19 protein-coding genes and 1 tRNA gene are annotated in these 21737 nt (G+C 36.6%); 6 read left to right on the forward strand and 14 right to left on the reverse strand.

The window, feature by feature from the left end:
• Position 1: 1 nt before the first annotated feature.
• Positions 2-74: transfer RNA gene (locus ACYQ0N_RS06275), tRNA-Gln, on the reverse strand.
• A gap of 234 nt (positions 75-308) precedes the next feature.
• Here ACYQ0N_RS06275 and ACYQ0N_RS06280 point away from each other — a divergent pair.
• Positions 309-2378: a glycoside hydrolase family 31 protein gene (locus tag ACYQ0N_RS06280; protein ID WP_460162186.1), complete on the forward strand. Its 2070-nt coding sequence runs from the start codon at positions 309-311 to the stop codon at positions 2376-2378.
• A gap of 290 nt (positions 2379-2668) precedes the next feature.
• Here the strand turns inward: ACYQ0N_RS06280 and ACYQ0N_RS06285 are convergent, their stop codons facing one another.
• From ACYQ0N_RS06285 to ku, 5 genes are all read right to left on the reverse strand, one after another.
• Complete coding sequence (locus ACYQ0N_RS06285; RefSeq protein ID WP_460162187.1) at positions 2669-3160, reverse strand: hypothetical protein; 492 nt, start codon at positions 3158-3160, stop codon at positions 2669-2671.
• A 67-nt stretch (positions 3161-3227) separates the two neighbouring features.
• Complete coding sequence (locus ACYQ0N_RS06290; RefSeq protein WP_177532975.1) at positions 3228-3905, reverse strand: hypothetical protein; 678 nt, start codon at positions 3903-3905, stop codon at positions 3228-3230.
• A 402-nt stretch (positions 3906-4307) separates the two neighbouring features.
• On the reverse strand, positions 4308-4727 hold the full coding sequence (locus tag ACYQ0N_RS06295; RefSeq protein ID WP_177532974.1) for an Hsp20/alpha crystallin family protein: 420 nt from the start codon (positions 4725-4727) through the stop codon (positions 4308-4310).
• A gap of 38 nt (positions 4728-4765) precedes the next feature.
• Positions 4766-5719, reverse strand: coding sequence for an ATP-dependent DNA ligase (locus tag ACYQ0N_RS06300; RefSeq protein ID WP_460162188.1), 954 nt, complete (start codon positions 5717-5719; stop codon positions 4766-4768).
• A complete protein-coding gene (gene ku, locus ACYQ0N_RS06305; RefSeq protein ID WP_177531632.1) occupies positions 5716-6483 on the reverse strand; it encodes a non-homologous end joining protein Ku in 768 nt (255 codons plus the stop codon). The genes ACYQ0N_RS06300 and ku overlap by 4 nt, the downstream gene beginning before the upstream one ends.
• Before the next feature lie 66 nt (positions 6484-6549).
• Here ku and ACYQ0N_RS06310 point away from each other — a divergent pair, with 66 nt between their 5' ends.
• Positions 6550-6789, forward strand: a complete 240-nt coding sequence (locus ACYQ0N_RS06310) for a hypothetical protein (RefSeq protein ID WP_460162189.1) — start codon at positions 6550-6552, stop codon at positions 6787-6789.
• Between the two features lie 55 nt (positions 6790-6844).
• Here the strand turns inward: ACYQ0N_RS06310 and ACYQ0N_RS06315 are convergent, their stop codons facing one another.
• A complete protein-coding gene (locus tag ACYQ0N_RS06315; protein ID WP_460162190.1) occupies positions 6845-7702 on the reverse strand; it encodes an Rpn family recombination-promoting nuclease/putative transposase in 858 nt (285 codons plus the stop codon).
• A 304-nt stretch (positions 7703-8006) separates the two neighbouring features.
• Between ACYQ0N_RS06315 and ACYQ0N_RS06320 the strand changes: the two genes are divergently transcribed.
• The gene (locus ACYQ0N_RS06320) at positions 8007-9857 is read left to right on the forward strand and encodes a methyltransferase domain-containing protein (protein WP_460162191.1); all 1851 of its coding nucleotides are present in this window, start codon (positions 8007-8009) and stop codon (positions 9855-9857) included.
• 1 nt (position 9858) lies between these two features.
• Here ACYQ0N_RS06320 and ACYQ0N_RS06325 read toward each other — a convergent pair whose 3' ends face one another.
• Positions 9859-11388, reverse strand: a complete 1530-nt coding sequence (locus tag ACYQ0N_RS06325) for a pentapeptide repeat-containing protein (protein ID WP_460162192.1) — start codon at positions 11386-11388, stop codon at positions 9859-9861.
• Positions 11389-11577: 189 nt separating this feature from the next.
• On the opposite strand from ACYQ0N_RS06325, the gene ACYQ0N_RS06330 reads away from it, so the two are divergent.
• A complete protein-coding gene (locus ACYQ0N_RS06330; protein WP_460162193.1) occupies positions 11578-12066 on the forward strand; it encodes a site-specific integrase in 489 nt (162 codons plus the stop codon).
• The gene (locus ACYQ0N_RS06335) at positions 11997-12494 is read left to right on the forward strand and encodes a tyrosine-type recombinase/integrase (protein WP_460162194.1); all 498 of its coding nucleotides are present in this window, start codon (positions 11997-11999) and stop codon (positions 12492-12494) included. Before ACYQ0N_RS06330 ends, ACYQ0N_RS06335 begins: the two co-directional genes overlap by 70 nt.
• Before the next feature lie 306 nt (positions 12495-12800).
• On the opposite strand, the gene ACYQ0N_RS06340 is transcribed toward ACYQ0N_RS06335, so the two are convergent.
• The 4 genes from ACYQ0N_RS06340 to ACYQ0N_RS06355 form a co-directional block, all read right to left on the reverse strand.
• Positions 12801-13622, reverse strand: a complete 822-nt coding sequence (locus ACYQ0N_RS06340; RefSeq protein ID WP_460162195.1) for an Rpn family recombination-promoting nuclease/putative transposase — start codon at positions 13620-13622, stop codon at positions 12801-12803.
• Between the two features lie 220 nt (positions 13623-13842).
• Positions 13843-14436: an NPXTG-anchored protein gene (locus ACYQ0N_RS06345; protein ID WP_460162196.1), complete on the reverse strand. Its 594-nt coding sequence runs from the start codon at positions 14434-14436 to the stop codon at positions 13843-13845.
• Between the two features lie 94 nt (positions 14437-14530).
• Positions 14531-15343 (reverse strand): hypothetical protein, encoded by an 813-nt coding sequence (locus tag ACYQ0N_RS06350; protein ID WP_460162197.1) that lies wholly within the window; start codon positions 15341-15343, stop codon positions 14531-14533.
• Between the two features lie 96 nt (positions 15344-15439).
• Entirely contained in the window at positions 15440-17689 is a 2250-nt protein-coding gene (locus ACYQ0N_RS06355) for a glycoside hydrolase family 5 protein (protein ID WP_460162198.1), read from the reverse strand.
• Positions 17690-18099: 410 nt separating this feature from the next.
• Here ACYQ0N_RS06355 and ACYQ0N_RS06360 point away from each other — a divergent pair, with 410 nt between their 5' ends.
• A complete protein-coding gene (locus ACYQ0N_RS06360; protein ID WP_460162199.1) occupies positions 18100-19014 on the forward strand; it encodes a tyrosine-type recombinase/integrase in 915 nt (304 codons plus the stop codon).
• A 165-nt stretch (positions 19015-19179) separates the two neighbouring features.
• On the opposite strand, the gene ACYQ0N_RS06365 is transcribed toward ACYQ0N_RS06360, so the two are convergent.
• Both ACYQ0N_RS06365 and ACYQ0N_RS06370 read right to left on the reverse strand, forming a co-directional pair.
• The gene (locus ACYQ0N_RS06365) at positions 19180-20799 is read right to left on the reverse strand and encodes a recombinase family protein (RefSeq protein WP_460162200.1); all 1620 of its coding nucleotides are present in this window, start codon (positions 20797-20799) and stop codon (positions 19180-19182) included.
• Positions 20735-21694 carry a recombinase family protein gene (locus tag ACYQ0N_RS06370; protein WP_460162201.1) on the reverse strand — a complete coding sequence of 320 codons (960 nt, stop codon included), beginning with the start codon at positions 21692-21694 and terminating at the stop codon, positions 20735-20737. Before ACYQ0N_RS06370 ends, ACYQ0N_RS06365 begins: the two co-directional genes overlap by 65 nt.
• Positions 21695-21737: the final 43 nt, after the last annotated feature.

The raw sequence follows: 21737 nt of genomic DNA on the forward strand, positions 1-21737 counted from the left end.
GTTGGGGTGGTAGGATTTGAACCCACGGAATGGAGGAGTCAGAGTCCTCTGCCTTACCACTTGGCGACACCCCAAAATATACTATTTAAGGATAATTTTTCATATTCCGTGACTGCTTTAATATTATATCATACTTAAAACTGCTTGTCAATACTTTTTTGAATTTTTTTTGATTTATCTTATTTCATACTATCATATGATATTATTAACCGAAACTGAAAAATTATTCACACTATATAATTTTTTATATTGAAAAATAAACCGTAATAGTGTAAAATAGAATAAAAAACTGAAAGGAAATTGAATTAATGAGAATATATAGAGAAAATAATAGCCTTAAAATAAAATCCGGCAATTCCCAGGTATGGATTGAGCCTTGGGGCGAAAATTCACTGCGTGTCCGAATGACAAAAGAGCCTGTCATGAATGAAAATAACTGGGCGTTATGTGAGCCTGTAAAATATTGTGAAGCGAGCTTCAGCGAGGAAACTATAGATGTGACTGATCCGTGGTATATGTCTGATGAATACAGCAGATATCATCAGAAGGGAGTTAATCACACTATTACCAATGGTAAAATTACTGCAAAGGTATCGTTTGAAGGGTGCATAAGCTTTTTTAACCAGAACGGCGAATTGCTTACTGAAGAATATTGGCGAAACCGAAACAGAATTAACCGTTATTGCGTACCTCTTAGGGTAGAAGCAAGGGAACTTAAATGCTATCAGGGTTCCACAGATTATGAGCTTACGGCGCGCTTTGAAGCCTTTGACGATGAGAAAATTTTCGGAATGGGACAATATCAGGAAAAAAATCTTAATAAAAAGGGGGCGGTGCTTGAGCTTGCTCACAGAAACAGTCAGGCAAGCGTACCATTTATGCTTTCAAGCAGGGGATATGGTTTTCTTTGGAATAATCCGGCAATAGGAACCGCTACGTTCGGAATCAACAAAACAGAATGGTATGCTAAAAGTACGAAAAAGCTGGATTATTTTATTACTGCCGGAGATACGCCTGCGGAAATAGAAGAAAATTATACTGCCGCTACAGGCAGGGCGCCGAAAATGCCTGAATACGGACTGGGATACTGGCAATGCAAGCTTCGCTACAGGAATCAGCAGGAATTACTTGAAGTTGCAAGGAAACATAAAAAATTGGGGCTTCCAATAGACGCAATAGTAATTGACTTTTTTCACTGGACTATTCAGGGAGACTTTAAGTTTGAACCGCGCGACTGGCCTGATCCGGAGGGAATGATAAGGGAATTAAAGGAGCTTGGAATAGAAACGGTAGTGTCAATTTGGCCGACTATTGATGAAAGAAGTGAAAATTTCGGTAAAATGGCAGACAGCGGTTATTTGGTAAGCGCTGACCGTGGAAACGGAATTCATATGACATGGATGGGTAATACGGTATTTTATGATGCAACAAATCCCGGAGCTCGTGAATATGTGTGGGAAAAATGCCGTGAGAATTATTATAAATACGGTATAAAATGCTTTTGGCTGGACGAGGCCGAGCCGGAGTATGGTCCTTATGATTTTGATAATTACCGTTATTATGCCGGTCCGGCTCTGCAATGTACAAACATATATCCGTTAATGTATGTCAAGGGCTTTTATGACGGACTGAAATCTGAAGGTGAAACGGAAGTTTTAAGTCTTGTAAGATGCGCTTGGGCAGGGAGTCAGAAATATGGCGCGCTTACATGGTCGGGAGATATTCATTCGTCATTTAGGGCCATGAGAGAGCAGCTTCAGGCTGGACTTAATATGTCGGTTGCCGGAATACCTTGGTGGACCTCCGATATAGGAGGATTCTTAGGCGGAGATATTTCAGATCCGAAATTCAGGGAACTGCTGGTAAGATGGTTCGAGTGGGGCGCATTTTGTCCTGTGTTCCGTATGCACGGCGAACGTTCTCCGTGGCATGAGCGTGAAGAAGAATTTATTAACGGAGTAAGACAGCTCACCTCTGGTCAGGATAATGAAGTGTGGAGCTTCGGAGAAGATAATTTTGAGATACTGAAAAAATATCTCTTTTTAAGAGAGCGTCTGCGTCCTTATATCAGAGAGTGTATGGATGAGGCCTCATTAAGCGGCATGCCTGTTATGCGTCCTCTGTTTTTTGATTTTTATAAAGATAAAACAGCGTGGAAAATAGAAGATGAGTATATGTTCGGACCGGATATTCTTGTTGCGCCTGTTATGGAAGAAAATACGTCGGAAAGAAAGGTTTATCTTCCTGAAGGGGCTATATGGACTGACGCCAATACCAAAAAAGCTTATAGCGGGGGACAGAATGTTACGGTTCCTGCTCCGCTTGATATAATACCTGTATTTATAAGAGATAATAAGAAAATTGACATATATTTATAAAATAAAAGCCTTGGTTTCATTTGAAATCAAGGCTTTATTTTTATAAGCTACTGATATGTCGTGGAGCTTCTACTACCGTAAGCTCCGGAATAGCTGTAAAGCACTGCAAAATAGATGAATGATAAAAGTGGACTAAAGGGTTCGAACCTCAGTTTTTTCTTTTTGATATTTAACTTTATAATGCGAATCCTACCTAATAATACAAAATGCTTAAAATCCCACATCTACAGAATTCTCAGCATAATAGACAACGCAGTTTGAACCTTTAAGTTCAAACTGCGTTAAGGTAATTATTCTGCTGAAATACAAAACTGAATATCGGTTGGAATAAAGATTTCCTTTGCTATATCCGATGCCAGACCGTTATAATTGCCGCAGTAATCTGATAAATTATCATTCCAGAATTGAATTACTTCCTTTTTGAAAATACAATAATTCATTTCAAAGGAAAGAATCTCCCTTGTTATAGCCTGTTCAAAAATCGGATTTCCTGCAAAGGCTGCTTCATAATTTTCTGTAACAGACTTTTCAGAAAGCTTTACCTCATTTTCTTCCGGTCCGAGAATTGCTGTTTCGATCGTAACATTTCCCATTTCAACTTTTTGCGGCAGTATTGCTTTTTTTACCTCTGCCTTTTCCTTATTATACACCAAAATCATATAGCTGAATTTACCATCGCCCAGATCAGCCAAATCTTTGATATGTACTTCAGGATCTCTTCCGAACATTGCCTGAACTTTTCTGTGGTATTCATACCACGGAGGGGACAGTTTTGTTATCATAGACTTTTCCGTAATCACAACTCCTTTAAATTATTATATACTAACAGCTGCTCTATTTAACAAACAGCTATTTGTTTATATTATTTAACGCTATCTTCATCACTTCATCAGAGCTTTTATCCTCCAGCATTTTCCATATGCTTTTCAGCTGCTTGATAAATGCTTCAACCTCATCTATTTTTTCAGCGCCAATCATTTCTACTACCATGTACAGCAGCTCATCTATTGTGAGTTTAGTATGATCAACAATAGATTTTGCCATTGTGTAGCAGAATACGTTTTCTGACTTTGCAATAACACCGCTTGAAGAAAAACAATATTTATAACATTTAACGTCGACACGAACAATAGCAAAGTTTTCAGGGTAAACAAAAAACATTTTTTCTTCATGCTCTCCCATTGAAGTATTGCCGATCAATGTGTCAAGCGCAGTTTCAACAATTTTTTGAAAACCGTTTTTAACATCATCTCCGCCGCTGAAAAACATATTGATAGCTTCTCTTATTGCCGTACCACATCCGGCTTTTATATCAACATGCTGACATTTGTAATATGCTATCGCACGATTTCCTACTACTTCACACTCAGAAGTTCCACCGCTTGTAAACATGCTTTTTAATTCTGCTTCGAACTGTTCACACTTTGCCTGCGCCATTTTTTGAAGAAAGCTAAACTGTTCTTTCAAAATTTGATCCTGTTCTGTTTTTCCGGTTATCTCATCAATCTTACTTATAATCTTAGCCATTTTTAAACCTCCGTTATTTTTTCGTTTGATATATACCTTATCATTACAAATAATTAAATTACTTTAATGAAATTATACGCCATAATTGTGTTAAATGCAATACTTTTTGCCAAATTTAGAGCATTTGCAACGCATTTTCTACAAATTTATATAATTTACTATATCATTTTTATGCAATTTGCCATTAAGTAAAAGTAAACATTTTCTCTATACAAACTTCTTGCAAAGCTTACGAATCTTCATGCCCCAACTAATAGATAATATTTGAGTTACCTCCTATTTGATTTCAGGTAAGAGAAAAGGCGTATGGAGTTCATTCATTTCATACGCCTGTAACGGTGATATTTTGTTTTACAGCTCAAGTTTATACGTAAAAAACGGAGAATGCATCGCTCCGTTTACTTATTTTATTTCAATTCTCTTTGTTTCCGGCTGCTGCTCAGCTTTTTTAGGCAGCGTAACCTTTAAAACGCCGTTTGTATACTCCGCTTCAATCGCGCTTTCATCTATATTTGAAATATCAAAGCTTCTGCAATATGAGCCGTAGCTTCTTTCTCTGCGGATATATTCTCCGTTTTTATTCTTTTCATCGTTTTCTGACTTATGCTCTGCACACAGGGTAAGAACGCTTCCGTTTACGTCAATTTTTATGTCCTCCTTATTGAAACCGGGCATTTCACATTCCAGAATATATTTTCCGCCCTCGTCCCTGATATCTGTACGGCAGCGATTTACTGAAGAAAAGTCCTTGAAAAAGTCCTTTTCAAATTCCCTGAACGGATTCCACAAATCATTTCTTTCATAAGGTGTGAGTCCAAACATAATTGTTCCTCCTGATTTTATTGTATTTCTTTATTATTCTATTTTTCAATCCTTTTATTCGTTACACAATCCTCCGGCGCCTTATCATCCCTAAGTCCCTTGAAAACAGGCTGACGCATTCCGCCGTTTTCCGTTTTCATCATATACTTTACTGTGCATACAAGCTCCCGCTTTATCCAGACTGCGGTTTCATTTCCTTTTGGGATTTCAGAAAACGGACAGTTAGTTTTATCCAACGCTTTGATTCTGCGGAAAGGCTCTCCGCCTACTCCCAGCGTCACATGACCTTTATACATAAGCCGTTTCCCGCTGTACTGCCCCAGTATTATACTGTTCATGCTGTTTTCTTTCGGAACGTAACCCAAAACGATAAAATCATCGTCCTGCATATACTTTATTTTTATCCAGTCCTTTGTACGGCGGTCAAAATAATATCGGCTGTCCTTTCTTTTGGCTACAATTCCTTCAAGCTCGTTTTGCTTTGCAAGCTCATAAAAAGCCACGCCGTTTTTCTCAATGTATCTTGATACGGCAAAGCTTTCGTTTTCGGATTTTACAGCTTTCTGCAATAAATTCTTTCTTTCCATGAGCGGAAGATTTGTCACCTGCCTGTCCTCATAATACAGAATATCAAAGGCGGTAAAGCAGGCGGGGTATTTCTTTGCCGCCATTTCTATTTTTACGGGATTGCTCATAAGACTGCGTTTCTGAATCTCAAAAAAATCAGGCTTTCCGTCCCTGATAACCGCAAGCTCTCCGTCAAGTATACAGCGGACGTTAATGCTCTTGTGTATGTCCGAAAGCTCCGGTACTTTTGGTAGCATTAAAATATTACGTTTGTTTTTCAGAATCGTTTTATCTTTATCCAGATAAGCTATGCACCGTTCTCCGTCAAGCTTTAGTTCATAGATATATTCCTCGCTGTCAAAGGGCTCTCCCTCCGCTCCGATTAACATTGGATTGATATTTTTAGTTTCCCATATATCGGTCATTTTTTAGCGCCTATCTGCTCGAGACTTTGCTTTAAGGCTTCCATAATATCAATAGCCGTTACCTTGATTTCCGGAGATGAAGCGACGATATCTTTTCCGGCAATTTTCTGCTCGATTATTTCACGCAGTTTTACCTGATACTCGTCCTTATACAAATTCGGTTCAAAGTCCTTAACCATTGAATTGATCAGGGTTTTCGCCATTGTAAGCTCCGCCTCGCTTATTTCGGGGTGCGCGGGCTCTTTAGGCGCCTGCTTTACCTCGTCTGCGAAAAACATTGTTTCAATGAGTATGCCGTTATCGGTAGGAATCAACGTTAAAAGCTTTTCCTTGGTACCCATAACGGTTTTGGCGATAGCAACCTTGTTTTCGTCCTTCATAGCCTTACGAAGCAGCTCAAAGGCTTTGTCTCCGCCGGCTTCCGGAACTGCGTGATAGGTTTTGTCATAATATATCGGACGTATCGAATTTAAGTCGGTAAAATGCAGAATGTGAATGGTTTTATCCTTTTCGGACTTGGCTTTTTCAAAATCCTCGTCAGACATAATTACAAATTTATCCTTGTCGTATTCAAAGCCCTTTACAATATCCTTTGACGATACCTCCTTGCCGCAGGAAGCGCAGACCTTTTTGTACTTTACTCTGCTGCCGTCCTCTCTGCAAAGCTGATTAAAATGTATATCGTTATCCTGTGTGGCTGTATACAGTCCTACGGGAATATGAACCAAGCCGAATGAAATTGCTCCTCTGTGCGATACTGCCATATTGAACATCTCCTTTTTTAGTAGTATATCCATTCCGTAAAAAGTAATACTAATTAGGGTGATGATATGGTAAGAAAGGTTTATGTTGAGGTAACGGCAAAGTTTGATACAGAGGGGAACATAACTCCGCTTTCCGTAACATGGGAGGACGGTATGGTTTATGAGATAGACAGGATTCTTGACAGACGCAGAGCCGCCAGTCTTAAAGCGGGAGGTATCGGAATGAGGTATACCTGTCGCATTTTAGGTCAGCGGTCATATTTGTATTATGAGGAGCCCAGATGGTTTGTTGAGGGGAAAATATAATTTGGATAAAATTAAGGATACAGCGCCAATCAGCGCTGTATCCTTATAATTTCTGTTATTTATTAAGAGCGGCTTTTATCATATCGTCTGACAAGCCAAGCTCTTTTAACCTTGCTGCGATATTGGCTCTTTCTTCTTCTTTACCTTTTTCTATTCCTTTTTCTATGCCGATTTTTTCGCCTTTTTCCATGCCTATCTGCTCGCCCTCACGTCTTGCATGACCTAACGCGCTGGCTTCATCATGCAGAGCCTTTTCTCTTAATCTCGCAAGCTCCTGTATCTTTTCATCCTCGCTCATCTGGTGTATTACCATTACCGCTTTCTGTATCTCCGGCACATTTGTCTGTCTCAGCATTTCCAATTCCTCCTCGCTCTCCGCATTTATCAGTTGGAGCCACAGCTCCATGCGGTTATTCTTATTTATCTTCTTGTTTATCTTTTTAAGCTCAAAAAAGTGTATCGCGCACTTATCCGTCAGCAGCTCGTGCCTGTTTACTTCCAGTACCTTGAAGCATGAATGAAATTCAGGACATTCAAACATATTGAAGTTTATTATATTGATCGATATGCTCTGCTTCAGATCGCCGTATTCGTCTCCGCTTTTCAGATCTCCGCTGTACAGCTTAGACCAGTAATACAATACGCGGTCGTTGAAGTCAGGCTCGTTCTTTATCTGCATTTCAACATTGACCAATTTATCGTCCACCTGCATTTTCAGATCAAGCCTGCTGAATTTCCCAGTTATCGTTTCCGGCAGTATTTCGGAGTTCTGAATCACGATTTCTTTTATCGAATCATATGGCAGTTCAAGCATAGTCGATAAAAAGCTATGCAGTATATCCTCGTTTTCCGATTTGGAAAACATCGTTTTGAATATTATATCCAGCTTTGCTTTCACTATGTTTCTGCCCATTGGTATCAGCCTCCGTTACGTCTGTTTTCCGTCCTTTTTCTAACTTCATTATATCATACTATGCCAATCATTGCAAGCTTTATAAAAGTAAATTTTACTTCGGTCCCAATGGAGCCGAAGTTAATAAAACAAGGGCACAGATAACTGTACCCTTGTTTTTGCTAATTACCTTGATAACCTAATTCTTCATAATATACATTATACTACAACCAATAAACATTACATCTGTATCATTAATCAAAAACCTATACTAACCCAAGATAACTACTAATTATCATTATAAAATGTGAAAGAGGAGTGTTATATGAATCATAAGATTTGGATTGGAAAATATGAATCAGAAGTTGCTGATAAAAACTTATTTTTACATACTATTACTATATACGGCTCGAATAAAGATAGTAATTTTTCTTTTCTTGAAGAAAGAGGTGAAAAATTATTATCATATGATGATTTTATTAATTTCATAATAGATAAAATTAATAAAATCATTATAAACAAAACAAATTGTAAATTTTACTTTTATAACGAAAAATGGGGCTATGATATTTTACAGATGATGCCTGACTTAAGAAAATTTTTAGTTTTAAAAAATGAAAAATCTTTTTTGGATTTTTTAAATAATAAAATATATTCTAGAAGTTGGATGTCAAATAAAGTATGTGTTCCTCCATTTTTTATTGGAAATAAAATCGACTGTAAATATCAAGAACTTTTAAATAGTTTTGAAGGATATGAAACATTTATTATTCAAAAAGCTATTTCCGAAGGAGGCGAGGGAACTTTTATATTAAAAAAAGATGATTGTGATATATATAACCATTTAGAAGAAAACGTTCCCTATATTATTTCGCCTTTTTATTCAAATTCATTTTCACTTAATATCACTATAATTTGTAACGAAGAAAGTTGTATATGTTTCCCGATATCAGAGCAATTATTTAATGAAAAAAATATTTTTATAGGATCTGACTTTATTAGCGGAAATGAAATATATATAAATCATAAAAACCTAATTAAGAATTTTATAAACAGCATTGTTGAATGCTTGCAAAAAAATCATTATATTGGATTGTGCGGGATAGATTTCTTAATTAATAATGAAAAGATATATTTTATAGAATTTAATCCTCGATTTCAGGGATCAACTTTTCTTATTAACTACTTTCTTTACAATAACAACCAATTAACTGTGCACAAATTATATTTAGATTTATTAGAAGGAAAAAAATTAGACACTGCTTTAGAGAAAATGATAGAATTGCAAATAGATCAAAGCTGGTGTTTTAACAAAATAAATCACAAAAAAGTAATCCGAACATTAAATGATGGAAATAAGATAATTACTTATAAACACATATACGAAGAAAGCATAAGTGCTACTAAAATTGAACATTCTACGAATTCTTATTACGATTATTTTGCAACAAGATATAAGTATATAATGTCAGATTATGAATATAAAATTTCTACAGAAGGGAAGCTGTTGGCACAACTGTTTAATCAATATTCAAATCGACCAGTTCATTCTGTTTTAGATTGCACATGTGGAATTGGCGTTCAAACAATAAGTCTTGCTCAAATTGGATTTGATGTATATGGTACAGATATAAGTTCAGGAGAAATTGAGGTTGCTAAAACTGAAACCCTACGACATAATTTACATATTACTTATAAAGTAGCTGATTGTAGAAATTTAGAAAATGCATTCACAAGAAAATTTGATGCTATTATATCCATAGATAGTGCTTTAACTCACTTATTAGATGAAGAAAATATGTATTGTGCCTTACATAGTATATATGAACGTTTAGAATATGGGGGAATATTTATTGCTAGCTTTCGTGATTATGATAAGATGATAGAAGAAAAGCCTGCTTGGGCATATCCAACAAGATATAGAAAAACCGAAAATGGATATGCAATTATTCTCAGGCATTTTGATTGGAATGTTGATAAATGTACATCTTCGCAATTCTATATTGAAGTTGAAGATCAAAAGGAACCCAAATTGTTTTATAGTACTTATAAACAATGGGCCATTACACGAGAAAAGCTCTTAAGTATTTCAAAAAAGCTACCATTTTCTAATTCATTTTGGTTGTTTCCAGATAAAACAAGATTTTATCAACCGATTTTTTGTGCTTTAAAATAAGTTATCGATGAAAATAATGTTGAAAGTTTTCACCATAATTTGAAATATCAATGTTATAAACATTGTGATAAAGTAAATTAACCTTAATTGATTGTTGTTCCATGTCTTCATGCATTTTTATGCAATCATTATTTGTAAATTTTGTGAAATTGCAGGTATCCCTTTCTGCATTTTCATTATGATATTTTTGTATTTCTTCTTTAGTTTTTTTAATATTCAGCCTTTTTTGTTTAATATCTAAAAATTTATTTATAAACTTATCAATGCCTAAAAGAGAAAAATACAAAATTCCAATAATCTCTGCTATTTTTTCTGGTGATGAAAAAATTGAAAGCAAAAATTGATATGGTGAATTGTGCCGATATTCAATATAATGTGTAATTTTGTTATTATATACATTTAAAATGTGTTCGATTTTTTCTATAAAGAAAGACAATTTAGTTGTATCATTAGATTCAATATTTGTATAAAATTCAAATGTAACATAACCTTTTGTTGTATCATTTAAGAGATTATTTCGAATTTCAAATAAATATACATCTGCATTAAGTAATTTATCTTCATTAGATAGGCTTTGAATATATAATTCAGATTTAATTAGTTTATATATTTCGTTTTTTTGAACTATTGAAAAATCATATATCGTCATAAGCACACTTATATACTTTAATGTTCTATATTCATGAAGTTTAACTAAAAATGATACACTTTTTTTTATTACTTCAAATGAATGGTTCATTTTCCCGGTGGATGCATAAAGATTAGCCAAAGGAAAAAAATTATTAGTATATTTGTAAAAAGTAATTAAGTCTGGGATTAGAGCAATATACTCTTCTTTAGAAATACCATTTTCACTTACCTTTGAACCTATTCTTATATCATCAATTGTTTCAAAAATATAATCTAAGCATTTAAAAGCAAATGGGATTGATGCAAACGGAATTGAAGTATTAATAAGAGTATTATCATAGAAATAAACATATTCAATATTTGTATTTTGTATTATTACATTATCAAATACACAGTTATGAATTTTTGAGTTTTCCCATATTATATTATTTATTGTACATTTATTAAATTTTGTATTATAACAATTAATACTTGTAAGTGAACAAGCATCGAAATCACACAAACTAAATGTTACACCTTTAAAAATGCTTCCGCAGAAACTTGAAGATAATATTTTACGTAAAATTGAATTTTCAAAATGGCAATTATCAAAATAACAATTATCAAATATAGCAAAATCAAATTTACAATTATAAAAATTACAGTTAATAAAATAAGAACCTGTAAACCCAGAATTTTTAAATGAAGTATTTTTAAAATTGCATTCTATAAAATATGATCTTCTTTGATTTTGAGACTCATAACTTTTTGATATTATTAATCCACTAAATATTTTATATTGATTAGTTCTATAATTATCTTTATTGTTAACATGATTAAGTAATACTTTCTGTGAGTATAAAAACTCATTTAACTCCCTCTCTGATAATTCTGTATTAAAGTTATAATTAATAATATCCATACTTATTTAGATTCTCCTTTGATAATTAGTAGTTATCTTGGGTTGTCCTTTTTATAAAATTACACACCATAATTCTACCTATGTCATCATATTTTCAAGATTTCACCGAGAAACCATTTACACAATTCGACATTCATAGTTTTATAGTATATAATATAAATATCTAAAAAATAAAGGAGTCAACCGCAAATGTTAAATCTTACTTTACAAACTGAACTTTTCCTAAACTGCTGTAAAAGCAGAAAAACTCTTAACGATAAAACCATAAAAGCCTACAGAACCGATCTTAGACAATTCACTGAATTTACGGACAATACGTTCACTAAAGAATCAATCTACCTTTACATTGATATGCTGCATGAACAGTTTAAGCCCAAAACGGTAAAAAGGAAAATTGCAACTGTAAAAGCTTTTACCCACTATCTTTTAATTGAAGATGTTATTGATATAAATCCCTTTGACAAAATCGAAGTTTCTTTCAAAGAACCTGTTATTCTTCCAAAAACAATTCCTTTGAACATAATTAACAGCATTCTTATCTGTGCCTACAATTTGCAGTCACAAACTAAAACTGAATATCAAAAAAAATTACCACCCGTGATATTGCCGTGCTTGAAATACTTTTTGCAACAGGTGCAAGGGTATCTGAAATCTGCAATCTTAAGTTGTCCTCTGTAGATTTAACCAATCATACTGTAAAAATCTTTGGCAAGGGTTCTAAAGAAAGGATGATACAAATTGAAAACACTGATGTTCTGCGGGCGCTGAACAACTACTATGAACTATTTCAACCAGATATAAAAGAATGCGGTTTCTTTTTTATAAATAAACTGCATCATCGCTTGTCTGAACAGTCTGTTCGTGAAATCATCTGTAAATACACCGCTATGACAGGGTATGATATACATATCACACCTCATATGTTCCGTCATTCTTTTGCTACTCTGCTTCTGGATGAAGATGTTGATATTCGTTACATACAAAAGCTGCTTGGACACAGTTCCATTACGACCACACAAATATACACTCACGTTGCAATGGCAAAACAGAAAGAAATTTTATCGGTTAAACATCCTCGCAACAAGATAATTGTAAATGCAAAATAATACAATTATACTTGTTAATACCCATTATACACCACGCTTATGTTAAATGCAATACATTTTGCCAAATACAGAGCATTTCCCTTACGTTTTCTATAAAATTGTATAATTTACTATAATATTTTTGTAAATAATGACTATAGATTAAAACTATTTTATAAAAGATAATGCTAATTATGGTATTACCATATTTCATAACAGCAGTCTTATTTGTATTATGATGAGCCGAGATGGTTTGTTGAGGGGAAAAGATAATTTGGATAAAATTAAGGATACAGCGCCGATCATCGCTGTATCCTTTTGTTTCTGTTATTTATTAAGAGCGGCTTTTATCATATCGTCTGACAAGCCAAGTTCTTTTAATCTTTTTGCTATTTCCTGTTCCTTTTTTTCCATGCCTTTTTCTATACCGATCTGCTCGCCCTCACGTCTTGCATGACCTAACGCGCTGGCTTCATCGTGCAGAGCCTTTTCTCTTAATCTCGCAAGCTCCTGTATCTTTTCATCCTCGCTCATCTGGTGTATCACCATTACCGCTTTCTGTATTTCCGGCACATTTGTCTGTCTCAGCATTTCCAATTCCTCCTCGCTCTCCGCGTTTATCAGTTGAAGCCAAAGCTCCATACGGTTATTCTTATTTATCTTCTTGTTTATCTTTTTAAGCTCAAAAAAGTGTATCGCGCACTTATCCGTCAGCAACTCGTGCCTGTTTACTTCCAGTACCTTAAAGCATGAATGAAATTCGGAACATTCAAACATATTGAAGTTTATTATATTGATTGATATGCTCTGCTTCAGATCGCCGTATTCGTCGCCGCTTTTCAGATCTCCGCTGTACAGCTTAGACCAGTAATACAATACGCGGTCGTTGAAGTCAGGCTCGTTCTTTATCTGCATTTCAACATTGACCAATTTATCGTCCACCTGCATTTTCAGATCAAGCCTACTGAATTTTCCAGTTATCGTTTCCGGCAGTATTTCGGAGTTCTGAATCACTATCTCCTTTATCGAATCATATGGCAGTTCAAGCATAGTCGATAAAAAGCTATGCAGTATATCCTCGTTTTCCGATTTTGAAAACATCGTTTTGAATATTATATCCAGCTTTGCTTTCACTATGTTTCTGCCCATTGGTATCAGCCTCCGTTACGTCTGTTTTCCGTCCTTTTTCTAACTTCATTATATCATACTATGCCAATCATTGCAAGCTTTATAAAAGTAAATTTTACTTCGGTCCCACTGGAGCCGAAGTTAATGAAACAAGGGCACAGATAACTGTACCCTTGTTTTTGCTTTCAGCGCTAAAGTCAAGTCGGAAGCAGTGAAATAAACCATGAAGATGTAAAGGAGGTTACTTCTTTCTTGAGGCGATAACGCCGATTGCTGACAACAGAATTATTCCCGCTGCCGCAGCCGAAGCTGCTCCGGTGTTGGGATTGGACGTTCCGCTGGCTCCTGAGTTATTGGCAATTCCCGTTGTCCCCGCCTTACTGTCGGAGCCTGCGGAATCCGTCTTTGACGTGATGTCGTTTGACGAATCATCGGTCTTTGAGCTTGATTCATCGTCTGTTTTTGATGACGAATCGGCGTCTGTATCGGACGAGCTTTCGGAATCTGGCGTTGATTCGGAATCAGGAGTTGATTCAGACGAGGAAACGTCCGTCTTTTCAACCAGACTCGCAACAGCCGTTTCAAGCGCTGTTTTAGCGGCTTCAATATCTGCCTTTTCAGAATCCTCCGGCAATTCCTTTGCCGCTGTCAAAGCTGTTGTCAGTTCCGCATAGCTGTCCTCGGTGTAATCAGAAGCTTCAATTTTTTCAGCTTCCGCTATTGCCGCTTTCAGTTCGTCAAGCGCGATAGTTCTGTCGGTTACGGTTTTCAGCGCTGTGCCCATATCGTCTATAAGCTCTATTTTTGTTACCGCGAATACATAATCGGCAGCCAATTCCCATGAATATGTGCTTGCAAATATTTTTATGCTGTCGCCGGATTTTATTGCGGAGGTTAAAGGAAGATCGACTGTACAGCCTTCAGCTCCGTTAGTGTATAGCTGTTTTATCTGTTTTTTTCACAACGTTAGTCAGCGCTGTTGATAAATCAAGAAGCGCATTATTTACATCGTCCTGTGTTGCAGATTCATTGTTATATACTGTTTTTGCTTCTTCAAGCTCTGTTTCCAGAGCTTCTACATTATTGTACTGTGATTTATCTATTTCTGCCAAGAATGCTTCTGCCTCTTCAATTTTACTTTCAAGCGCTGTTTTATTTACGCCGGAATCGCTGCCCTGCCCATATTCCATATTCGGATCAACCACAATATTTCCGGGCCAGTTTACTAATTGTTCTTTTACAGTTTCATTTTTAACGTATGCAACTGCTGTTGACGGAACATTTTTAAATGTCGCCACAGCAGGTATTCCCGATATATTGGAAGCATATATTTCTAATTTTTCAAGTGCAGTACAGCCGCTTAAACAAGCTAATTTAAAAGTTACCTCATTATCATTTAATAATACTATTTCTTTAACTGATGAACAATTCATAAATCCGGTTATGTCCACATACGTTTTGGGCACAACTATCTTTGTGAAATACGTATTTTTTTGAAAAGTTGTTGCATTTAATGTACAAGTTTTTCCGTCGTAAGTTTCAGGTAATGTAATCTCAGTTATACCACCTAATAAGTCCTGATAATTATCCACTAAACCCACCAATACATTATTACCATTGCTTTCTTTATAGGTGAAAATATGCGAAAAATCAGAACTTACACATAGTCCAGAAATTGATGTTACTAAACCCAACATACTTGCTAAAAAAGCGCTCACTATACGCTTAAATTTTATTTCCAATTTAATCCCTCCAATTTCCCCAAAAAAATTGCTATCACCACTAAAGGCAATAGCAATTTTTTATTATTTTGTTGTTATACAATCTGTATATAAAATTTAATATATACCGTTAATCGCATCTATTAAAATCTCTCCGGATGATGTAACAGTATTACTTGTTCTATCAAATAAAGCGAAACCATATTGTCCGGTATATCCGTTATCCCAATAAGCAGTAACTATATTATATGATTTAGCTATTAAATTTAAGTTTCCAATATAATAAGCTCTATAATCATCATTACCCTTATAAATAGCTCCGTATTCTCCAAGAACAACAGGCATATTCAGTCCGTTTGCAAATGTAGAAATTTTCTGCAGCTGACCTTCCATATAATCTGTGTCAAAATCCCATTCGTCTGTACCCTGTTCATTCAGAGTAAAGTTGTATGGATCATAATAATGAACGGAAAGCATAAGCTTGTTTTCGGTTGTATCATCAGGTTTTTTGAACTGACCGCTTACAGTCGCGTCAATATTTGTATTGTAACCCGGTATAAGCAGACATCTGTCTGAATTTCCGTCAACGCCTCTTACCGCCGTTACAAAAGCCTGATTAAGCGTGTTGATATTTGCATAAGCAGGTGAAGAAGCCGTATTTTCCTGTCCGTGTATCATAACTTCGTTCATGCTCTCAAATATCAAATGCTGATCGTAATCTGCAAAAGTTCCGGCAATCTCAGTCCATACGTCAGAGAACTTTGTTTTAACAGCTTCAAATTCAGTTCCGGTTTTACCTATGTCTATCCACTTGCTCTGAACTCCGTCGCTTCCGTCATGATGAATGTTAACGATTACAAAAAGTCCCGCGTCAAGAGCCGCGTCCACTACCTGTTTTACTCTTGCCATATATGCTGAATCGATAATGTACGTTCCATCGGAAGTCTGAACAATCTTGTCCATGTAAGACACAGGGATTCTTACTGTTCCAAAGCCACTTGCCTTAACAAGATCAAACAGTTCCTTGCTTACAGGTACTTTATTATTCCACAGGGTTTCACCGACTGTACCGTTAGTAGTGCAGTCAAGCGCATTACCTAAGTTCCACGCCTTGCCCATCATCGGAACTAACTGAGAAGCAGTTTTATTCATAATGATTTCAGGCACCTGTGAACGATTGTCATAAATTCTTACCTTTGTCACTGTGCAGCCGTCAAAGCATACGTTAAATGATGTAAGCTGTCTGCTTATATCAAAATTATACACCTTTTCGCCTGTTTCCGTAACCGGAACGTAATCTCCCGCAATTTTAGCGCCTCCGCTGTACAGCTCAGCCTGCATATAGCTTCCGTCTGCCGGAATTGACGTATAATTTGCCGTCACCTCAACTGTTGGATTCAGATAACCGTCCAATGTGAAATTAAACACATAAATGTTATCAGGTCCCGCATAAAGCCATACATTCGGATCGCTGCTTGTCATAATTGATTCAGTACCCTTTGTCCAATTGCCTGTGATGACAATATCATCAGGTACTTTATCATAAATTTCTATTTTCGTTACCGTACAAGCGTCGAAGCAAGCGAACAGCGAATGACGGGTATCGTCAACTTTAAACGAGTAAGTTACTGTCTTGTTCGCTTCAACCGCCTTATATGTATCGGAATCTACAGGCGTCCATGTTTCCGTCGAAGTATTATAGTTATCAACGTAATACAAAGCGGCTTCCTTGTAGCCCTCAGCCTGTGCATTGTAGGTTACTGTAACGTCTACTGTCGGATTGGTAAATCCATAGGTCGAGAATCCCGACATATATATGTTATATTCATTGGCGTCAACCTTTATATCGGTATCTCCTGTTACAGTCATAGCCGAAGCTGTTCCCTTTGTCCATTCTCCGGTTATTTCAGCTTCTTTTCCTTGCTTGTCATTTAGCCTGACATAATTTAGTTTTACTGATCCTTCTCCGAAATTGTCCGTTATAAGATTAAAGCCGTAAGCGTCTTTTCCTGTATTAAGCGTTGATTCTATTTGTTCAATACCGACAATGCTCGTATAATCCACGCCTAATTCCGGGTTGCTTTGTCCTACAGAAGTAGTAGTCCAGCCTCCCCATTCCGTATCAAATGCTATCAGACCGAATGTTGCGGACGGTGTTTCCGGTATGGAAAGATACTCGTAGCCAAGCTCTATTGAGCCGTAGCCCTCGTAATTTTCCTTTAGAAACGTACTGATCGTTGTGCCCTGATTATACGTTCCGTTAATATTCATGTCCTTTTCTGCTGACACGCTTACCGACGCATTAAAAGCCATTGTTACAGTCAGCGCTGCAGCAGAAAACATTGAAAACAGTCTCTTTTTTAACATTCCCTGCTCCTTTCACTATTAAGGCATTTTCTTATATAATAAATTCCGGAATTATTATCAATAAATTTTAATTGACTTTAGCACCTTGTTATTCAATATTCTATTGTCAAGCTTCAAACAGCTAAATAAAATTAACATTCTATTTTCCCCTATCAAATAATTATTTGATATAATAAGAAATACCATACACTAAATTGTTTTATGGTTTTTATTGATTTTATTTAACTGTTTACAGTATAACATATTAATTTAATATTTTTGATTTCCAATATACCAAAAATAGGCACGAAATTCTTGTGCAAAATGCACTAATTAAATGTCGATTTTTGTATATGGTGTAAAAACCTACAATTCGACAAAGGGGAAAAGTAGAATTAATAACTATGTTCAGGCTTTCAGGAAAGAAAAATATGACAATAAGATTCCTTGGGGAACAATGGCTTGAAAATAAAAAGATGACCGTTAAACCGTCTACATATAACAACTATAAAAGGCTTTTGAACGACCATATTTTTGCTGATATCGGGGACAAAAAATATACTGCTCTTGACAAGCAGCATATCAATGAATATATTTCGTCCTTAATGAACAGCGGCAGAAAGGACGGAAAAGGCGATCTGTCGGTAAGCATGACAAGAGATATTATCAAAGCGTTAAGAGCTATCGCAAAATACGCTCAGCTTGAATACGGTCTTAAAAATATCTGCGACGGAATAACCGTTCCGAAAATAAAGAAGCCCGAAGCAAAAACGCTTTCGGACAGGGAACGTAAAAGGCTTGAAAAGTACCTTATTGATAATATATGCTTATGCAACGTCAGCATATTGCTGTGTTTGTATACGGGTTTAAGAATCGGTGAATTATGCGGTCTGCAATGGAAGGACATAGATTTCAGACGGGGCTGTCTTACAGTCAGCAAAACCGTTCAGAGAATATCGCTTGGCAACGGAAAAACCGTTATCTCCATTGATACGCCTAAAACGGACAGCTCGGCAAGAATAGTCTATATTCCTTTATTTATTATTGAAATGCTGAAAAAGTTCAGGCAGAAGCCTGATATTTTCATTCTTTCCGGCAGGGAAAAACCGACCGAGCCAAGAACATTACAGCATAAATTCAAGAAAATTCTTGCGGTATGTAAAATATCCGATATTTCATTCCATGCTCTGCGCCATACCTACGCTACAATGTGCGTGGAAAAGCAGTTTGATATTAAGACTTTAAGCGAGCTTTTAGGACATTCAGATGTAAAAATAACTCTGAATACTTATGTCCATTCCTCGGAAAAATTAAAACGCAAATACGTCAATCGGCTGGCGTGTTAGCGCTGTTCTATGCCTGTTTGTGAATTTCGTAAAACGATTTATTTTACGACATCTTTCGACGGGTATCTTTTCGGATATCCGTTTTTTTATTGAATTAGTTTTAACTATGTTTTAATTATATATCAACAAATTAGGCTTTTCAAGAGGAAAATTATTCCGATATTCTTATTTCATCTCTGCCTGAACCTCGACTCCGCCCTTGAAAATTATGAGCAGCTCCGTCTTGCTTTTAACCTTAATGCATTCTACAAGCTTCCGGATTATGACGTTATCAAAAAATTCAAGCTTCATGCTTTCATCCTTTATCATATCCATAGCCGAATCGATTTTATCCTGCGTATCGGCTGATAAACGCATTTTTTCTTTTAAGTCCTCTTTCTGTTCCTTAAGGCTTTGTTCTTCCATATAAAGCTTTTCGAATTCGCCGTCCAGCTTATCCTCGTCGCAACCGCCGGAAGCTATAAGCCCGATCAGATCGTTTCTCGACTGATCGATTTCCTTTAAGCGGTTTTCTATCGATATTATCTCATCCTGCCCCTGATATTCCAAGACGCTGCCGATATTGGCTTTAAGTATTTCTGCTATCTCATCCCGGCAGCTGAAATACTCGTTTACCGCATTCAGAATAGCTTTTTCCAAAACTGTTTCCTTTAAAGTAGGCGAGTTAGTACAGTATCTTTTTCCGTGTTCAAGTCGGCTTATGCACCGCCATACAGCGTATCTGTTACCGTTTGAGTTCCATATCTGCCGTCTGTACGGAGTTCCGCAGCTTCCGCAGATGAGAAGCTCGGAAAGCGCATATTTGCTTGAATACTTGCCTTGTTCCGTGATTGTTTTATCCGAAATCTTCCGTTTGGAATTACGTCTTGCAAGCTCCTGCTGAACACGGTTAAAGGTATCTCTGTCTACGATTGGAGAGTGATGATCGGTCACAAGGTACATGGGCCTCTCTCCGTTATTTTTCATTACCTTGTGAGTGATACAGTCAACGGTAAAGGTTTTTTGCATTAAAGCGTCGCCAGCATATTTTTCATTTCTCAGTATAGACCTTACTATCTCCCTGTGCCATTCCGTATTTCCGTGAGCTGTTTTTCTGCCCGAAAGCGTCAGCTTATTGGCAATATCGGTCATGCTGAAGCCGTCAAGGAAGAGATCGTATATAACTCTCACCGTTTCAGCTTCATCGGGAACTATCTCCGGCTTTCCGTCAGCTCCTTTTTTATACCCCAGCAGATGCTTGTACTGAAACGGAACTTTACCGTTACGGTATGCTTTTTCTTTACCCCAAGAAACGTTTTTACTTATTGATTCCGATTCCGCCTGAGCGAAGCTGCCGTACAGAGCTATCATAAATTCCGAAGTCATGGTCAGAGTATTTATGTTTTCCTTTTCAAATATTACTCCGATTCCAAGGTCTTTCAGCTGTCTGACATATTCTAAGCAGTCAACTGTATTTCGGGCGAATCTTGATATTGATTTGGTGATCACCAGATCAATTTTTTTATTTCTGCACATACGGATCATGCGGTTGAACTCCGTTCTTTTCTTTGTCTGAGTACCGCTGATCCCTTCGTCGGCAAAAATTCCGGCCAGAGTCCATTCTTTTTTTCTGTTAATCAAATCGGTGTAGTATGCGATCTGCACCTGATAGCTGTTCTGCTGTTCCTCCTGTTCTGTGCTGACACGGCAGTATGCGGCAACACGAAGTTGATGATATTTATCACGATTTTCCGCAGTCTGCGTTTTCGCAGGTATTATTCTGACATTCGGCGCTGTATTCATCATTTTCCCTCCTTATTGAAGCGGAATTGTTCTTTTCTGTAGTATTTTTAATTTTTACTCCGTTTATCAGTTCGGCCTCTACGGTACAATAACGGCTTATCCAAACCCGTGAAACACACGCCTTGAATAAGCCGATATCCAATGTATTCAGTTGATTATGATTTTTAAGTAAGGATATGAGTTTAGCTGTTTTCTGCGGTTTATCGCTGTATGTACAGCGCTCGTATTTTATTTCAGCCAGTCTGAAAATCTCCGCCTTGACTTTTTCAAAATCCACCTGTGGAGAATCTGTCATCCGGCTGATCTCATTCTGCTGACGAAGAATATCGGAAGTGGGGGAGTAGGCGCTGATTTCGCTTTCGCATTCTATTAAGCTTGGATTTGCAATAGCAGAGTTCAGAGCAGTTAATACAGCTCCGATTATCATCTGATCCGTCAGCCGATATTCAAATTTAAAGCAGCCTTGGTTTGAGCAGTTCCAGTATTCACGTCCCTTGCCGTTAGTTTTTCTGAAAAGCTTTCCTCCGCATTCGGCGCAGTATGCAATCCTTCTGATTTCTTTTAAATCATCACATATCAGATTAAGCGCAGCGGCTTTCCGTACCCGTTTTTCATTTGCCTGCTTAAAAATATTTTCGTCAATTATCTGCGGATATTTATCGTTGCCTAAATACTTCTCATTTTCTATTATGCGCTTGACCATGTTTTTGTTCCATTTATCAGAATCGGCGGTATATCTGATTTTTTCAGTTTCCATCAGCTTTGCTATTTGAAGCAAGCTGCCGCCTTTCAGATATTCGCTGAAAATCGTTGATACGGCATAGACTTCTTTCGGTTCGGCGGTTATTTCTCCGTTTCTCATACAGTAACCAAACGGGATAACTCTGTTTTTGGGCATTGATTTCACTCCTTTCAACCAATAAGAATACCACAAGGCTTTT

The organism is Ruminococcus sporogenes, assembly GCF_054655175.1.

What these genes read in the sequence shown, in the direction of transcription:
- ACYQ0N_RS06280 (WP_460162186.1), top strand. Translation starts at nt 309, where the DNA reads ATGAGAATATATAGAGAAAATAATAGCCTTAAAATAAAATCCGGCAAT.
- ACYQ0N_RS06285 (WP_460162187.1), bottom strand. Translation starts at nt 3,160, where the DNA reads ATGATAACAAAACTGTCCCCTCCGTGGTATGAATACCACAGAAAAGTT.
- ACYQ0N_RS06290 (WP_177532975.1), bottom strand. Translation starts at nt 3,905, where the DNA reads ATGGCTAAGATTATAAGTAAGATTGATGAGATAACCGGAAAAACAGAA.
- ACYQ0N_RS06295 (WP_177532974.1), bottom strand. Translation starts at nt 4,727, where the DNA reads ATGTTTGGACTCACACCTTATGAAAGAAATGATTTGTGGAATCCGTTC.
- ACYQ0N_RS06300 (WP_460162188.1), bottom strand. Translation starts at nt 5,719, where the DNA reads ATGACCGATATATGGGAAACTAAAAATATCAATCCAATGTTAATCGGA.
- ku (WP_177531632.1), bottom strand. Translation starts at nt 6,483, where the DNA reads ATGGCAGTATCGCACAGAGGAGCAATTTCATTCGGCTTGGTTCATATT.
- ACYQ0N_RS06310 (WP_460162189.1), top strand. Translation starts at nt 6,550, where the DNA reads ATGGTAAGAAAGGTTTATGTTGAGGTAACGGCAAAGTTTGATACAGAG.
- ACYQ0N_RS06315 (WP_460162190.1), bottom strand. Translation starts at nt 7,702, where the DNA reads ATGGGCAGAAACATAGTGAAAGCAAAGCTGGATATAATATTCAAAACG.
- ACYQ0N_RS06320 (WP_460162191.1), top strand. Translation starts at nt 8,007, where the DNA reads ATGAATCATAAGATTTGGATTGGAAAATATGAATCAGAAGTTGCTGAT.
- ACYQ0N_RS06325 (WP_460162192.1), bottom strand. Translation starts at nt 11,388, where the DNA reads ATGGATATTATTAATTATAACTTTAATACAGAATTATCAGAGAGGGAG.
- ACYQ0N_RS06330 (WP_460162193.1), top strand. Translation starts at nt 11,578, where the DNA reads ATGTTAAATCTTACTTTACAAACTGAACTTTTCCTAAACTGCTGTAAA.
- ACYQ0N_RS06340 (WP_460162195.1), bottom strand. Translation starts at nt 13,622, where the DNA reads ATGGGCAGAAACATAGTGAAAGCAAAGCTGGATATAATATTCAAAACG.
- ACYQ0N_RS06355 (WP_460162198.1), bottom strand. Translation starts at nt 17,689, where the DNA reads ATGTTAAAAAAGAGACTGTTTTCAATGTTTTCTGCTGCAGCGCTGACT.
- ACYQ0N_RS06360 (WP_460162199.1), top strand. Translation starts at nt 18,100, where the DNA reads ATGACAATAAGATTCCTTGGGGAACAATGGCTTGAAAATAAAAAGATG.
- ACYQ0N_RS06365 (WP_460162200.1), bottom strand. Translation starts at nt 20,799, where the DNA reads ATGATGAATACAGCGCCGAATGTCAGAATAATACCTGCGAAAACGCAG.
- ACYQ0N_RS06370 (WP_460162201.1), bottom strand. Translation starts at nt 21,694, where the DNA reads ATGCCCAAAAACAGAGTTATCCCGTTTGGTTACTGTATGAGAAACGGA.